Below are 14,588 nucleotides of genomic sequence, written 5' to 3'. Positions count from 1 at the left end.
TGGTTCACGCCACTGACGCCGGGCCTTTGTGCATGGCGAACACCTGATTACGCCCGTTGCGCTTGGCCTGATACAGGCCGTCATCGGCGCGGGTCAACAAGCTTTCCAGGTTGTCGCCGACTTGAACGAAGGCGACGCCGAAAGACGCGGTGATCGTATCCAGCACGGTGTCGGTTCCCCGCGCCTTGATTCGCAATGACTGGACCTTCTGCCGCAGTTGCTCGGCGAAGGCGCAGGCACTGTCGAGATCAACGCAGTCTTCAAGCACCACGCAGAACTCTTCACCGCCGTAGCGCCCGGCAAAAGCATTGGACACCAGTGCGCCGCGCAACACCTGGCCGACATGCTGCAACACCCGGTCGCCCAACGGGTGGCCGTACTGATCGTTGAATTGCTTGAAGTGATCGATGTCCAGCATCACCAGCGCAACACGCCGGGAACCTTTGCTCAGTGCCTGCTCCAGCAACCGCGTCAATGCCGTGCGGTTGAGCAGCTCAGTCAGGCCATCGAGTGTCGCGGCCAGTTGGGCACGCTCGAGTTTGTCGCGCAGGGACTTGATTTCGTTTTGCGCAGACTGCAACTGACCGAGGAAATGTTCCTGCTGAGTCTGCATCAGCCGAGTGCTCTGTTGCAGCTCATTGAGAATGCCCGGCAGGCGATCGCTGACCGGCTCGTCGAGCATTTCCAGGCACTGCCCGAGACGGCTCTGGAAGTTCTGGCTGCCCTTCACGCTGCGCGAAACGTCACGCTCCATACCATCCACCAGGCTGATGACTTGCTGCTGTTCGGCGCGAGCATCTTCCAACTCGTCACGAATGATGTACTCGCGAAAAAGCCTCGTCGCCGACTCTGGCGGGCAACCATCGAAATCCCGGACAATCCGGTCCAGATGACGATTGAGTTCCGGATCCTGACCTTTGCTGTAGGTGTACCACAGCGCGTAATGCACCGGATTGGGCGCAATGTTGTGGCGAACCATCAGTGGAACGGCTTGCTTGAGCAGCGCCGCCGCCTCGCGGGAGTCTTCCGGATAAAGCGCTAGAACATTCGCACGCGATTCTGATTGGCTCATGGTTTCACTGTGGTTGTTAATCATTGGCATTCAGGCAGCCGGCAGAGCATACCGTTACGCCTGACAAACGGCTATCCCGCGATGGGCTGCAAAGAGGAATTTTTCGCGCCGAAACCCCTGTGGAAGCGGCTCAACCCCGAGACAGTGGCGTTGGTAGCCGCGATCCAGAACGGCATGGTCAAGGACAGCATGGCCGCAGGTTGCGAGCGTGTTATTTTGCAGCGGTTCAGCCTGTAACTGACGGCCGACAACACCATTGTCATGAACAAGCGCTACGATGAACTGACGGCATTCATCCTTGAATGCCATGAAGACGCCGACGTTCGTGAGGAATGCATGCAGTTCGAGGAAGTGTCATGGCCCTGAAAACCCTGCTGATCTATTGGCCGCTGCTGTCGATCGCCATCGTAGTCGTCCTGTGTCGCCTTGTTCATAACGCCAAGGTCGCGCTTGCGGCACTGGAGATTCAAGCCCCGGATCGACAGCCACTGCGGGCAGAACCCGGTGATGTCCGCAAGGGTGTGAGCTGTAACTCGAAGACGGGTCGCCGCGCGGCATGACTGCCGGGGTAATAGCTGATTTTCATCCATAAAAAAACCGGCCTTTCAGCCGGTTTTTTTATTCACTCAACAACACTTCGGTCCAGCCTTGCTGCCGTAACGGGCCTCCTGGCGTTCCCGAAAGAACGCCTCGTAGTCCATCAACGGCTTGTCCGGGTGCTTGGTTTGCATGTGTTCGACGTAGTTGTCGTAATCGGGCATGCCTACCATCAGGCGCGCGGCCTGGCCGAGGTATTTGCCGAGACGACTCAAGTCATTGAACATGATCAGGCTTCCGGCAGCGCTTGGTATGGCGCTTCTTTATCCGTGCGCTCCTTGGTGCCCCAGGCGGCGATGCCGACCTTGAGCGCAAAGAACAGGATGCTGAACACCACGAACAGGAACAAAGCCGTCAGCGTTGCGTTGGTGTAGGCGTTGAAGATCACGTGCTGCATCTGGTCGATGCTTTTGGCCGGGGCCAGAACCTGGCCGTTAGCCAAGGCATCGCTGTACTTCTTGGCCAACGCCAGGAAGCCGATCGCCGGGTTGGCGTCGAACAGCTTGATGAAGCCTGCGGTGGTGGTGCAGATCAGCAGCCACACGGCTGGCAGCAACGTCACCCAGACGTAGCGCTGGCGCTTCATCTTGATCAGCACAACGGTACCGAGCATCAGCGCGATACCGGCCAGCATCTGGTTGGAGATGCCGAACAGCGGCCACAGGGTGTTGATGCCACCCAGCGGATCGATCACGCCTTGGTACAGCAAGTAACCCCACATCGCCACGCAGCCGGCGGTGGCCACCAGGTTGGCGGTCCAGGATTCGGTGCGTTTCAGCGCTGGCACGAAAGAGCCAAGCAGGTCCTGCAGCATGAAACGCCCGGCACGGGTACCGGCGTCCACAGCAGTCAGAATGAACAGTGCTTCGAACAGGATCGCAAAGTGGTACCAGAACGCCATGGTGTTTTCACCTGGCAGCACGTGGTGGAGGATCTGCGCGATACCGACCGCCAGGGTCGGCGCACCACCGGCACGGGCCAAAATGGTGGTTTCACCGATGTCATGGGCGACCGCTTGCAGCGCTTCCGGGGTGATAGCAAAGCCCCAACTGCTGACGGTTTGTGCGACGGCAACAGCGTCGGCGCCAACCACGGCGGCCGGGCTGTTCATCGCGAAGTACACGCCCGGATCGATCACCGAAGCGGCGACCATGGCCATGATCGCCACGAACGATTCCATCAGCATGCCGCCGTAACCGATGTAACGGGCGTGACCTTCGCTGGCCAGCAATTTCGGCGTGGTGCCGGAAGCGATCAGCGCGTGGAAGCCCGATACCGCGCCACAGGCGATGGTGATGAACAGGAACGGGAACAGACCGCCCTTCCACACCGGACCGGTGCCGTCGACGAATTGGGTCAGTGCCGGCATTCTCAGCTCAGGCATGGTCACCAGGATGCCGATGGCCAAGGCGACAATAGTGCCGATTTTCAGGAAGGTCGACAGGTAATCACGCGGCGCCAGAATCAGCCACACCGGCAACACGGCCGCCACGAAACCGTAGCCGATCAGCATCCAGGTAATCTGGATACCGGTGAAGGTAAAGGCCTTGGCCCAGACCGGGTCAGCGGCAATCTGCCCGCCGAGCCAGATCGAACCGAGCAGCAACAGCACGCCGATGATGGAGATTTCACCGATGCGGCCCGGGCGGATGTAGCGCATGTAGATGCCCATGAACATCGCGATCGGGATGGTTGCCATCACCGTGAAGATGCCCCACGGGCTCTCGGCCAAGGCTTTGACCACGATCAGCGCCAGCACCGCGAGGATGATGATCATGATCAGGAAGCAACCGAACAGCGCGATGGTGCCGGGAATGCGGCCCATTTCTTCGCGAACCATGTCGCCCAGGGAGCGACCGTTGCGGCGGGTGGACATGAACAGGACCATGAAGTCCTGAACGGCACCCGCCAGCACCACGCCAGCGATCAGCCAGAGCGTACCGGGCAGGTAGCCCATCTGCGCCGCCAATACCGGACCCACCAGTGGGCCCGCGCCAGCGATGGCCGCGAAGTGGTGACCGAAGAGCACGTGTTTGTTGGTCGGCACATAGTCCAGACCATCGTTGTTGAGCACAGCCGGGGTCGCTCGATTGGGGTCGAGTTGCATCACTTTATTGGCGATGAACAGGCTGTAATAGCGGTATGCGACGAGGTAGATAGCGACGGCTGCAACTACGATCCACAGGGCGTTGATCGCTTCGCCGCGGCGCAGGGCCACGACACTTAGCGCAATCGCTCCCAGGACAGCCACGGCAAACCAGGCGAGGTGTTTAGCCAGACGGGGCATAGAGGGTCTCCTGCCGACAGCCAGTGAACTGCGGCGGTAATTTTTATAATTGTGTCCGCTGTGCGGAGCTGGCCCAATATCCGCGCATGCCGTCCACAAATAAATCCGCGTTACTACGTACGCGGTATCTACGTAGTTCTACGTAGATGACACTCTTTCCTTTAGCTAGCGCGATCGGCAATCATCTGAATTGGCCTAAGCTGCCGTTGGTCACAGGTTAAAGACGGCCAGAAGTGGATGTGATCAAATTTTACGAGGCTGGCCTAGAGAGAAACAGCGCCCTCAAGTCTCGTCCCCGCTGTACGTGGGATTGCCACCGGGTCGTGCAGCAAGGAGTAGCCTCGGTCCAGCAATGTGCGGCCAATAAAACGTGATCCCACTTCATTCAAGTGCGAGTCATCCAGGTACAGGAGATGGCCCTTGATAATCGGGCTGCACACCCCTGACGGGCATATCACCTGATTGGGATCGATGAAGTGCACCTGCGGGAACTTCGAGTGTATATCTTCCCAATAGGGCGCCTTGGGGCTTTGGGTAACCGTGCAGTTGTGGGCTGTACCGAACATCAGGTGGCGGATAGGACAACTTGCGGCTTTTTCGATGTGCTGATTTCTCAAGATGACGATGACGTTTTCGCTGTGCTCCACGACCCGTTTGATACTCGCCTCGACCATGTCTTTGGCAATCGCGTCCCTGGGCCAGATCGCCGCTAGCACCACATTGTGGTAATGGTTCTGCTCGATCAGGCTGAACGCTCTTTCGTTACGTTGCGCACAATGAGCGGCATAGACCGTGGACATGTCGACGGTGTAGCCAAGGATTGGCGGGCACGAATCCATGGTGTAATCCATGATCGAGAGGTTGTCGGGTTTGGCCAGAAGATCGACCATGCCGGTGAAGTGATTGGCGAACGAATCACCGATCATAATGCCGTCTAGCCCTGCTTTTTTAACGCCTAAACGGCACGCGTCATTAGGTGCTGTGTCGTACAGGGCATTGGTGACGTGGCAACCCTTGCGAATCTCGCTGGGCTTGTGCAGGGTCATTGCTTCGAGCAGCGACACATCAGGACTGAAACGTTGTGGGAACCCGTTGTATTGCAGGCTCAGCACTGCCAACGTGGCCAAGCCCAATGCCGGCAAGGCAAATCGACGTGCAAAGACCTGGGAAAACTGCCACGTCGCCCCGCTGCGTCGAAAGGGCACCTCGACATAACGCCAGGATAGCCAGGCGAGGATGATCGAGACCCCGACCAGCATGGCCCCGATAGGCAAATCGATGGGGATCTCCAGATAACTCAGGTAGGCAATTAACGGCCAGTGCCACAAATAGAGTGAATAGGAAATCAACCCGATAAACACCATGGGCCGGCTGGTGAGCAAACGTGAGCGCGCTTCCCCGCAACCGGCCAGGATCAACAACGCTGCGCCCAGGCACGGGATCAGAGCGTTGATGCCGGGGAAGATCGAGTTGGGGTTCAAGACAAACAGCGAATATCCGATCAGCAGAAAGCCCACCAGAGCAATGCCTTGAGACGTCAGCTTCCCGATCATGCGCGGTTGATGCAAGTAGATACCCAGTAACCCACCCAGCATTAATTCGAAGAAGCGTGTAGGTATCAGATAGTAGGCGGCTGTCGCAAAGATGCCTGTTGCGTATTCGGAAGCGGCAACCGCGACTACCACACCGATAGCCAATACCGGCAGTACGTAACGCGGCGCGAACCGATAGAGCAGCGCAATGAACAATGGCCAGAGTAGGTAGAACTGCTCTTCAATACCCAGTGACCAGGTATGTAACAGGGGGGCTTCACTGGCATCAGCGGCGAAGTAGTTGCCGTACTTGATCCAGATGTAGACGTTCGAGACACCCAGCAAAGAGAGCAATGAACTGACATTGAGTCGAATCAGGTCGACCGGTGAAAGGATAAATGCCCCGACGATCAAAGTCGCCAGTAATACCGTCACCAAGGCAGGAACAATGCGATTGATGCGTCGCAGATAAAAACCCTTCAGGGAGAAGGCGTTGCGCTTGACCTCGGAATAAACCTGGGAGGTGATCAAAAAACCGGAGATGACGAAGAAGATGTCAACTCCAACGAATCCTCCTGGCAGCAGGCTGGAATTGAGGTGATGTAAAAGTACCGCTATCACCGCCACTGCCCGCAGCCCATCGATGTCCGAGCGGTACTTGCCTTGTTCCATGTGCACGACCATTTCAACGCTGCTGCTGTCTATCGGACGTCCGGGCCGTGACAAGACTGTCAAGATTTGGACACCTAATACCTTGCTTATAATTTGTAGTTGGAAATTTGACGGCACGCAAAAGTTAAATGCGAAAAAACTGCACCGACTAAGGAAACCCTGCCAGTCAGTGAACAAGGCTGAGCAGGACGTTCGAGAGCGAATCTGGAAAGCGATAGAGAATGGGGTCTGGTTATCGGCGGCCTACAGTTGCCGACCATACCTTCCAGGTATCGTAAAGCACTCAAATGATATTAGACCTCAGTAAACTTCGAACTTAGCCTGTGGTTTCTCGGCCGGACTGATCATTTATCGCCCTCAACTTGAGGCGGTAGAAGGTCGGCCGCTCGCAGCACATTGAACCTCAGCGACTTCGTTGAAAGGTTTTTCGGGGACTGCCGCGACTTGACGAACCCCCACCATTGCCGCCAAAGACGTTCAGTCATGCCCCTTAACGACTCACAGTTCCGTTCGTTAATCGCACGACATCTGGTGCTGGGCCCCCCTCCTTCACCCGTTGTTTGGCAGGCTATGCACACCTTTGCAGTCAACACGATTCATGCGGTTTGCCGTCGGATCATTCTGTTCAGCCAAGATAAAAACAGGAATACGCCTTGATCAATAAAACATTTGAATCCGTCGCTGCTGCACTAGACGGCATTGCCGATGGTTCAGTCATCATGGTCGGTGGCTTCGGCACTGCCGGGATGCCGTCGGAGTTGGTAGATGGCGTCATCGCTTCGGGCGCTCGCGATCTGACCATCATCAGCAACAATGCCGGCAATGGTGAAATCGGTCTGGCCGCATTGCTCAAGGCCGGGCGCGTTGCCAAGGTCATCTGTTCGTTTCCACGCCAATCCGATTCCTATGTATTTGACGAGCTCTACCTGGCAGGAAAGGTGCAGCTTGAGGTCGTGCCACAGGGCAACCTGGCCGAACGTATTCGCGCGGCTGGCTCTGGAATCGGTGCGTTTTATTCGCCAACCGGATATGGCACGTTGCTGGCTGAAGGCAAAGAAACCCGGGTGATCGACGGTCGCAACTATGTGCTGGAAATGCCGTTGCACGCCGATGTCGCCCTGATCAAGGCCGAAAAAGGCGATCGCTGGGGCAATCTCACCTATCGCAAAGCCGCGCGTAATTTTGGACCGATCATGGCAATGGCAGCGAAAACGACAATCGCTCAGGTCAAACGGATCGTCGAGTTGGGAGAGCTGGACCCCGAACACATTGTCACGCCGGGGATCTTCGTTCAGCGCGTGGTCGCCGTGCCGCACGCCCCTATCTCGAATGCCAACATCAACTGAGGCCCGCCATGACTGTTATGAAAAAACTATCGCGTAGCGAAATGGCCCAACGAGTGGCCGATGATATTCTCGAAGGCGCTTACGTGAACCTCGGCATTGGCGTGCCCACGCTGGTGGCCAACTACCTGGGTGACAAGGAAGTGTTCCTGCACAGTGAAAACGGTGTACTGGGCATGGGTCCGAGTCCTGCGCAGGGTGAGGAAGACGATGACCTGATCAACGCGGGCAAACAGCATGTGACATTGCTGGCCGGCGGTGCCTATTTTCACCACGCCGATTCGTTCTCGATGATGCGCGGTGGACACATCGATATTGCCGTGCTGGGCGCCTTCCAGGTCTCGGTCAACGGCGACCTTGCCAACTGGCACACCGGCGCCGAAGGTTCCATTCCGGCAGTGGGAGGCGCGATGGACCTCGCGACAGGCGCACGCCAAGTGTTCGTCATGATGGATCACCTGACCAAGACTGGCGAAAGCAAATTGGTGCCGCAATGCACTTACCCGCTGACCGGCATTGGCTGCGTGACTCGGATTTATACCGACCTGGCTATCCTGGACGTCACGCCCAAAGGCCTGCAGGTCCGGGAAATTGTTGCCGATATCAGCTTTGAGGACTTGCAAACGCTCAGTGGCGTGCCGTTGATTCGATAACAGATCGAACACCGCCATGTGCCGGACGGCGTCAAGCTTGTCCGGCAATGGCTATTCACGACTCTAGCGCTCAAGCCTGACCGCGTAGCACGGTAGCCTGCTTTCAAAACCGCAGGGCAGTCTCTCCCCTTCCTGACACCGTGTCTCTCCCACTGTTTTCGCCCTCTTTCACATCAAGGCGTAGCCCACGTCCTCCCTGGAAAAATTGATTCCCGATCTGGATGCCTTGTTGCCTGAGCTGGAAGAGGATTCTGACCATCAGCCAGACAGTCATCGTCAGGCGCAACGGCGTACATAAAAAAGGCCCGCGCGTGGGCGGGCCAAAAAAGTACATCAAAGGAGTGATGAAGTGGAGATACCCCTGCACCAAGGGGCCAGAACCGCACCTCGTGCATTCATCGCCGTCAGCATATCCGTGTTTTGGTTCTATACATTATTGATTTCATTGATAACTGGAATCAAAAATAGGACTTATCACCAAGGTTGCTTTCAATAGTATTTATCGTCTGCTGCAACGGGTGGGAACTCCTAAACAAACAATCACCCCCGCCAATAACCACATTCTTTATTGTGGATATCACGACCTTCGCAGCCTCCTGCCAACACTAAAAATCAAGAACACAGCTATTGGGAGTATCTAATGTTTAATCCTAAACATGTCGCGATCGCGTGCACGCTCATCTCGGCAAGCACGTCCTGTGCGTTTGCCAGTGATCAGTCCGACTCCAAAGGATTTGTTGAAGACAGCGACCTGAATGTGCTGCTGCGTAACGCCTACTTCAACCGCGATTACAAGAATCACACCAATGATGCCAAGGTGTGGGGCCAGGGTTTTATTGGTACGTTCCAGTCCGGCTTCACCCAGGGAACCATCGGTGTCGGCCTGGATGTTTATGGCTTGCTCGGTGTGAAGCTCGATAGCGGTCGCGGGCGCAACTACACGGCCTTTTTCGACGCCGACAGCGATGGCCGCCCGGTCGATGATCTCTCGGAGGCAGGCGCCGCACTGAAGCTGCGTTTCTCCAATACCGTACTGCGTTACGGCAACCAGTTCCCTTCAATGCCGGTGCTGGCGTATGACGATTCGCGTCTGTTGCCTCAAGCTTTCACCGGCACGCTGGTCACCAGCAAGGAAATTGAAGGCCTGGAATTGAATGCAGGACGGTTCACGGCGGATAGCCCGATGGGCGATCCGGCACGGGATCCGAATCATCTCAAGAGTATTGATGTGATTGGCGGCACCTACAGCGTGACCGACGCCTTGAGTGTTGCGGCGTATCACTCCGACGTGAAGGACACCTACAAGAAGTACTACGGCAACGTGAATTACACAGTGCCGTTTTCCGAGTCCCAGGCGTTGAACCTCGATTTCAACATCTACCGTACCGACTATGACGATGGCTCCCAAGCGGCGCTGGATTTTGGTGGCGATGGCGTCAATGACACCAACACTATCTGGAGCCTGGCGGCCAAATACAGCGTCGGCGCGCATGCGTTTATCGTCGCCCATCAACGTAACAGCGGCGATGCAGGTTATGCCTATGACTACGGCGACGGTGGTAGCGCCATTTACGTCGCCAACTCTTATTACTCTGACTTCAACCTGAAAGACGAGCAGTCCTGGCAACTGAGTTATGAGCTGGATTTCTCGGAGTTCGGCGTACCGGGCCTGACGTACAAGACGGCTTACGTGCGCGGCAGCAACATTGATGCAGGGGGCGAGCAAGACGGTACCGAGCGTGAGTTCTTCAACCAGGTCAAATACGTGGTGCAGGACGGCTCACTCAAGGATCTGTCTTTCAAATTGCGCAACTCGATCTACCGGGCAGATCGTGATGTCGGCCCTAACCTGAATGAAGTCCGGGCCTTCATCGAATACCCTCTGAACATACTCTAGGCAATCACGCGAGTTGGCGCTGGCGCCGAATTGACCCAGTAGCCGATACCACACTGGCCCAACACCAATCGGCAAAAGTGCCGCTCTGGTAATGGTTCACAAGGTAAGAGCCTGGGTCAGTGGAAACTTGGTAACTGGGTCAATCCTGCGCTGGCGATAAAAGCCAGTCTCAATTCCGGCGACGCCCAAAAGCTAATTCTCAAATCTAATACAGCGTGCCTCTCATTTCTGATGGCTACTCAAGAAACGTAAACCGACGCCGCTCGGCGCCTGAAATTCCATCGCGGGTAAGCTCGCTCCTACAAGGCGTATCTTTGGCATATGATGCCGACCCTTCGCGCGGGCAGGAGTCAACATGCAGCTCAAACACAAGATCGTCGCCCTCGGGATTCTGCCGCTGGTGTTGGCCATTGCCGTCATTTGCGCACTGGTCATTTCGCTGAACCGCCAACTGGGCGATCAGCAGGCGCAGCTGATCGAAGACAGCATTCTGATGAGCAAGCGCGCGGAGTTGAAAAACTACGTGGAAATGGCAAAAAGCCTGATCGAGCCGCTGTACGACGATGGCCACGGCGACGCCCACGCCCAGCAAAAAGTGCTGGAAGAACTGCGCAAACTCAGCTTTGGCATCAACGGTTACTTCTTCGTCTACGACCACGAGGGCCGCAGCCTGATGCACGCGCGGCAGTCGGAGCTGGTGGGCAAATACCTGTGGGACATGAAAGACCCGCACGGTCTGCCGGTGATCCAGGCGCTGCTCAAAAGCGCGCAATCGGGTGAAGGTTTTCAACGCTACGCCTGGAACAAACCCTCCTCCGGCCAGGTGACCGACAAGCTTGCCTATGTGGTGATGCTCGATCGTTGGGGCTGGATGCTCGGCACCGGCATCTACCTCGAAGACGTCGAACGTGCGACTCAGCAAGCCCGCGCCGAAGTAGCCCAGGGCATTCGCAAGACCATGATGGCAATTGCCGTGGTCGCCCTCGTCGCGGTGCTGTTCGTGTTCGCCACCGGCATGACGCTGAACGTCAGCGAGCACCGTCTGGCGGACAAAAAACTGCAGCGCCTGACCCAGCGCATCGTCAGCCTCCAGGAGGAAGAGCGCTCGCGAGTATCCCGCGAGCTGCACGACGGCATCAGCCAGGTGCTGGTCTCGATCAAGTTTCAGTTCGAACTGGCCAGCCATCTGCTGGAGAGAGGCCAGGCACACGACAAGGGTTTGAACACCTTAAGAGACGCCACCGAGCGCTTGGGTGAAGCGATCGGCGAAGTTCGCAGCCTGTCCCACGACCTGCGCTCATCGTTGCTCGACACCCTCGGCCTGTCGGCAGCCATCGGCCAACTGGCGGCGGAATTCGAGCAGCGCAGCGGTCTTACGGTGACTTACAACGACAATGAATTCGACTGCCAACTGGTTGATGGTGCCGCTGTTTCGTTGTTCCGCATCGTGCAGGAAGGCCTGACCAATATCGAACGCCACGCCGGGGCAAAAAACGTTTCCATTACCCTGCGCGGCTGTGAACAATCCGTGCGTCTGACGGTGGTTGATGATGGTGTGGGGTTCAATGTCGCCCAGGTCGAACGTCGTCACGCCGGCATTGGCCTGCGTAATATCCGTGAGCGGGTCGAACACTTTGGTGGGCGCTTCGACCTGATCTCGACACCCGGACGCAGTGAACTGGATGTTCTGTTGCCGATGAAAATGCCCGGCGGCAAACGCTGACATCGCCCGCAAACCAACAAGAGTGAGCCTTGAATGAACCTGCCCTCCCCGATCCGCGTCGCGTTGGTCGACGATCACTCCCTGGTCCGCGACGGCATCAAGGCGTTGCTGGCCGTCATGGCCCCCCTGGAAGTGGTGGGCGAAGCCGAAAGCGGTGCCGAGGCCATCGAGATGGTCGGGCGCTGCCAACCAGACCTGTTGCTGGTCGACATCAGCCTGCGGGACATGAACGGCCTGGAGCTGACCCGCGTGCTGCGCAGCCAGTACCCGTCGCTCAAAGTGCTGGTGTTGAGCATGTACGACAATTACGAGTACGTCAGTGAATCGGTGCGCTCCGGCGCCAGCGGCTACGTGCTCAAGAACGCCCCGTCACGGGAAATCATCGCGGCCATCGAAGCCATCAGCAGCGGCGGAACCTTCTACAGCGCCGAAATTGCCCAGCGACTGATCGCCGACAAGAACACCGACAACGAGCTGACGCCTCGGGAAAGCCAGGTGTTAGTGAAGATGGCGCAAGGGATGAACAACAAGGAAATGGCACGGGAACTGGACATCAGCGTGCGCACGGTGGAAACCCATCGCTTGAGCATTCGGCGCAAGCTCAACATCGACAAGCCTGCTGCGCTGGTCAAGTACGCCCTGGATCATGGGCTTATTTCTCGCTAGCGACCAATGAACCTGTAGGAGCAGAGCTTGCTCGCGATGGCGCCGTATCAGTCGACATACATTTTGAATGTACCGGCCTCATCGCGAGCAAGCTCTGCTCCTACAATTAGCAGTTCGCAACCATTGACTGCGTCAATAGTCACCATTAACTCAATGAAGTTCTCTTAAAAATTCCACGGCGTAACATCAGCTCCATACCAACCAACAACACCCCGGAGCACACGATCATGAAACGCCAAACCATCCTCAGCATCGCTTTCTCGATCTTCGCAGTTAACGCTTTCGCCGCAACTTCTGCTCAACCTGTCGTCGCTGAAGGCGGCTCGGATCGACTGATTGAAAGCCGTGTGGCTGAAGGTGGTTCGGATCGTCTGATCCAGAATCGTGTAGCTGAAGGCGGTTCTGATCGCCTGATCGAAAACCGCGTCGCTGCTGATGGTTCGGATCGCCTGCAAGGCAACACCGTCGCTGCCGACGGCTCCGACCGCTTGCAAGGCAACACTGTCGCCGCCGATGGCTCCGACCGCCTGCAAGGCAACACTGTCGCCGCCGATGGCTCGGATCGTCTCCAAGGCAACTCCGTCGCCTGAAACCAATTGCTTCACCGCAACACCACAAAAAACCCGGCCTGATCAGCCGGGTTTTTCATGCTTCTCAGCAGGATGAAGGCAACTCAGCTCCCCGCACCACCGTGTGCTTCTTCAAAAAAGTAGTCCTTCCAGCTATCGGCCTTGTTTTTCAGCACGCCCAACGCCTGCAGTTTTTCGGCGTAGACAGCTGTGCGCTGCGGAGTAATCGTGAAGTCGATTTCAGGATCGTTGACGATTTTCTCAACCAGCGGCAGCGGTAACTTCGACTGCTCGACCCGAATGTAGGTCGCGGCCGCCGCGGACTTGTCGGCCTTGATGATCTTTTCGGCCTCGGCCAGTGCGTCGTAGAACGCCTTGTAGGTTTTCGGGTTTTCGTCGTGGAATTTTTCAGTGGTGTAAAGCACGTTGAATGTCGCCTGGCCACCCAACACGTCGTAGGAACTCAGCACTTTGTGCACGTTGGGACTCTGCAACTCCTGATACTGGAACGGCGGACTGGAAAAGTGCGAGCTGATTTCTGAGCCACCGGCGATCAACGCCGCCGTCGCATCCGGGTGCGCAAGGCTGATCGAGATATCGTCGAACTTCTTGAAATGCTCATCGCCAAACTGTTTGGCGGTTTCGATCTGCAACGTGCGCGACTGGAACCCGACGCCCGCCGCCGGCACCGCGATGCGGTCCTTTTCGGTGAAATCCTTGAGGCTCTTCACATTCGGGTTATTGGTCAGCAAGTAGTTGGGCATCGAGCCGAGCGACGCGATCGCCTTGACGTTCTGTTTGCCCTTGGTCCGGTCCCAAATCGTCAGCATCGGCGGCACGCCCGCCGACACCACATCCAGTGCGCCGGCCAACAACGCCTCGTTCATCGCCGTGGCGCCGGAAATGCTGTTCCAGTCGACCTTGATGTCCAGGCCCTGCTCCTTGCCATGTTTCTCGATGAGCTGCTGATCGCGCACCACATCCAGAATCAGGTAACCGATGCCAAATTGCTGGGCGATGCTGATCTTGCCTTCGGCCTGTGCACCCGGGCTGAGCAATACACCCACCGCTGCAACGGATGCCGCCAACAGCGTCAACCCTGAATTCTTGAAACGACCCACCATGAAAACCTCATCAGCGATTGAAGGAACGAACTAAGTCACTCAAGTCTTCACACAATCCGTAGCAGCTGGCGAAGCCTGCGTTCGGATGCGTAGCAGTCGCGATCTCAAGCAATGCGGTCCTCCTTGACTGCCTCATGCTCAGGAACTACGACTGCTGCGCAGCCGAACGCAGGCTACGCCAGCTGCTACAGAAAAGCGTTGAGACCGGACTCAGAGTTTGGCGATCGAGACTTCGGTGGATTTGACGAAGGCAATGACTTCGCTCCCGACCTTCAATTCCAGGTCACGCACCGAACGGGTGGTAATCACCGAAGTGACAATGCCCGACGCCGTTTGCACGTCGATTTCGGAGACCACTTCGCCTTCGAGAATTTCCTTGATGACGCCCTTGAACTGATTACGGACGTTGATCGCTTTGATAGTCATGATGAGGCTTCCTGTCTGATGTCGAGC

Annotated in this window: 14 protein-coding genes; 8 read left to right on the top strand and 6 right to left on the bottom strand. The window is 56.9% G+C overall.

All coding sequences use genetic code 11. The features are described from left to right. Nucleotides 1-4: 4 nt before the first annotated feature. Nucleotides 5-1,072, bottom strand: a complete 1,068-nt coding sequence (locus tag ACNYC6_RS28520) for a GGDEF domain-containing protein (protein ID WP_419710227.1) — start codon at nt 1,070-1,072, stop codon at nt 5-7. On the opposite strand from ACNYC6_RS28520, the gene ACNYC6_RS28515 reads away from it, so the two are divergent. Both ACNYC6_RS28515 and ACNYC6_RS28510 read left to right on the top strand, forming a co-directional pair. Continuing rightward, nucleotides 1,064-1,309: a hypothetical protein gene (locus ACNYC6_RS28515; protein WP_419710226.1), complete on the top strand. Its 246-nt coding sequence runs from the start codon at nt 1,064-1,066 to the stop codon at nt 1,307-1,309. The genes ACNYC6_RS28520 and ACNYC6_RS28515 overlap by 9 nt on opposite strands. Nucleotides 1,310-1,428: 119 nt before the next feature. Continuing rightward, nucleotides 1,429-1,632: a hypothetical protein gene (locus tag ACNYC6_RS28510; RefSeq protein ID WP_419710225.1), complete on the top strand. Its 204-nt coding sequence runs from the start codon at nt 1,429-1,431 to the stop codon at nt 1,630-1,632. Between the two features lie 66 nt (nt 1,633-1,698). Here ACNYC6_RS28510 and ACNYC6_RS28505 read toward each other — a convergent pair whose 3' ends face one another. The 3 genes from ACNYC6_RS28505 to ACNYC6_RS28495 all read right to left on the bottom strand — a co-directional run bounded on the left by ACNYC6_RS28505 (nt 1,699) and on the right by ACNYC6_RS28495 (nt 6,160). Next, nucleotides 1,699-1,896 (bottom strand): YbdD/YjiX family protein, encoded by a 198-nt coding sequence (locus tag ACNYC6_RS28505; RefSeq protein ID WP_034150399.1) that lies wholly within the window; start codon nt 1,894-1,896, stop codon nt 1,699-1,701. A 2-nt stretch (nt 1,897-1,898) separates the two neighbouring features. Continuing rightward, nucleotides 1,899-3,956 carry a carbon starvation CstA family protein gene (locus ACNYC6_RS28500; RefSeq protein ID WP_419710224.1) on the bottom strand — a complete coding sequence of 686 codons (2,058 nt, stop codon included), beginning with the start codon at nt 3,954-3,956 and terminating at the stop codon, nt 1,899-1,901. A 263-nt stretch (nt 3,957-4,219) separates the two neighbouring features. Beyond that, a complete protein-coding gene (locus tag ACNYC6_RS28495; protein WP_419710223.1) occupies nt 4,220-6,160 on the bottom strand; it encodes an acyltransferase family protein in 1,941 nt (646 codons plus the stop codon). Nucleotides 6,161-6,813: 653 nt separating this feature from the next. On the opposite strand from ACNYC6_RS28495, the gene ACNYC6_RS28490 reads away from it, so the two are divergent. The 6 genes from ACNYC6_RS28490 to ACNYC6_RS28465 all read left to right on the top strand — a co-directional run bounded on the left by ACNYC6_RS28490 (nt 6,814) and on the right by ACNYC6_RS28465 (nt 13,032). Further along, nucleotides 6,814-7,506: a 3-oxoacid CoA-transferase subunit A gene (locus ACNYC6_RS28490; RefSeq protein ID WP_419710222.1), complete on the top strand. Its 693-nt coding sequence runs from the start codon at nt 6,814-6,816 to the stop codon at nt 7,504-7,506. A gap of 8 nt (nt 7,507-7,514) precedes the next feature. After that, nucleotides 7,515-8,156, top strand: a complete 642-nt coding sequence (locus tag ACNYC6_RS28485; RefSeq protein ID WP_419710221.1) for a 3-oxoacid CoA-transferase subunit B — start codon at nt 7,515-7,517, stop codon at nt 8,154-8,156. A gap of 640 nt (nt 8,157-8,796) precedes the next feature. Then, nucleotides 8,797-10,053 (top strand): OprD family porin, encoded by a 1,257-nt coding sequence (locus ACNYC6_RS28480; protein ID WP_419710220.1) that lies wholly within the window; start codon nt 8,797-8,799, stop codon nt 10,051-10,053. 355 nt (nt 10,054-10,408) lie between these two features. Beyond that, nucleotides 10,409-11,776 carry a cache domain-containing protein gene (locus ACNYC6_RS28475; RefSeq protein WP_419710219.1) on the top strand — a complete coding sequence of 456 codons (1,368 nt, stop codon included), beginning with the start codon at nt 10,409-10,411 and terminating at the stop codon, nt 11,774-11,776. A 33-nt stretch (nt 11,777-11,809) separates the two neighbouring features. After that, entirely contained in the window at nt 11,810-12,442 is a 633-nt protein-coding gene (locus ACNYC6_RS28470; protein WP_419710218.1) for a response regulator, read from the top strand. A 227-nt stretch (nt 12,443-12,669) separates the two neighbouring features. Beyond that, nucleotides 12,670-13,032, top strand: coding sequence for a hypothetical protein (locus tag ACNYC6_RS28465; RefSeq protein WP_419710217.1), 363 nt, complete (start codon nt 12,670-12,672; stop codon nt 13,030-13,032). Nucleotides 13,033-13,115: 83 nt separating this feature from the next. On the opposite strand, the gene ACNYC6_RS28460 is transcribed toward ACNYC6_RS28465, so the two are convergent. Continuing rightward, nucleotides 13,116-14,135 carry an ABC transporter substrate-binding protein gene (locus ACNYC6_RS28460; protein ID WP_419710216.1) on the bottom strand — a complete coding sequence of 340 codons (1,020 nt, stop codon included), beginning with the start codon at nt 14,133-14,135 and terminating at the stop codon, nt 13,116-13,118. A gap of 210 nt (nt 14,136-14,345) precedes the next feature. Beyond that, nucleotides 14,346-14,561, bottom strand: coding sequence for a TOBE domain-containing protein (locus ACNYC6_RS28455; RefSeq protein WP_007904463.1), 216 nt, complete (start codon nt 14,559-14,561; stop codon nt 14,346-14,348). Nucleotides 14,562-14,588: the final 27 nt, after the last annotated feature.

Source organism: Pseudomonas sp. NFX224 (assembly GCF_048565165.1).
In the GTDB taxonomy this organism is placed as follows: domain Bacteria; phylum Pseudomonadota; class Gammaproteobacteria; order Pseudomonadales; family Pseudomonadaceae; genus Aquipseudomonas.
This window is presented reverse-complemented; position numbering and strand designations above follow the sequence as displayed.

Coding starts and splice junctions, on each gene's coding strand:
- ACNYC6_RS28470 (WP_419710218.1), top strand. CDS start 11,810: ATGAACCTGCCCTCCCCGATCCGCGTCGCGTTGGTCGACGATCACTCC.
- ACNYC6_RS28485 (WP_419710221.1), top strand. CDS start 7,515: ATGACTGTTATGAAAAAACTATCGCGTAGCGAAATGGCCCAACGAGTG.
- ACNYC6_RS28505 (WP_034150399.1), bottom strand. CDS start 1,896: ATGTTCAATGACTTGAGTCGTCTCGGCAAATACCTCGGCCAGGCCGCG.
- ACNYC6_RS28455 (WP_007904463.1), bottom strand. CDS start 14,561: ATGACTATCAAAGCGATCAACGTCCGTAATCAGTTCAAGGGCGTCATC.
- ACNYC6_RS28520 (WP_419710227.1), bottom strand. CDS start 1,072: ATGAGCCAATCAGAATCGCGTGCGAATGTTCTAGCGCTTTATCCGGAA.
- ACNYC6_RS28495 (WP_419710223.1), bottom strand. CDS start 6,160: ATGGAACAAGGCAAGTACCGCTCGGACATCGATGGGCTGCGGGCAGTG.
- ACNYC6_RS28510 (WP_419710225.1), top strand. CDS start 1,429: ATGGCCCTGAAAACCCTGCTGATCTATTGGCCGCTGCTGTCGATCGCC.
- ACNYC6_RS28460 (WP_419710216.1), bottom strand. CDS start 14,135: ATGGTGGGTCGTTTCAAGAATTCAGGGTTGACGCTGTTGGCGGCATCC.
- ACNYC6_RS28480 (WP_419710220.1), top strand. CDS start 8,797: ATGTTTAATCCTAAACATGTCGCGATCGCGTGCACGCTCATCTCGGCA.
- ACNYC6_RS28475 (WP_419710219.1), top strand. CDS start 10,409: ATGCAGCTCAAACACAAGATCGTCGCCCTCGGGATTCTGCCGCTGGTG.
- ACNYC6_RS28465 (WP_419710217.1), top strand. CDS start 12,670: ATGAAACGCCAAACCATCCTCAGCATCGCTTTCTCGATCTTCGCAGTT.
- ACNYC6_RS28500 (WP_419710224.1), bottom strand. CDS start 3,956: ATGCCCCGTCTGGCTAAACACCTCGCCTGGTTTGCCGTGGCTGTCCTG.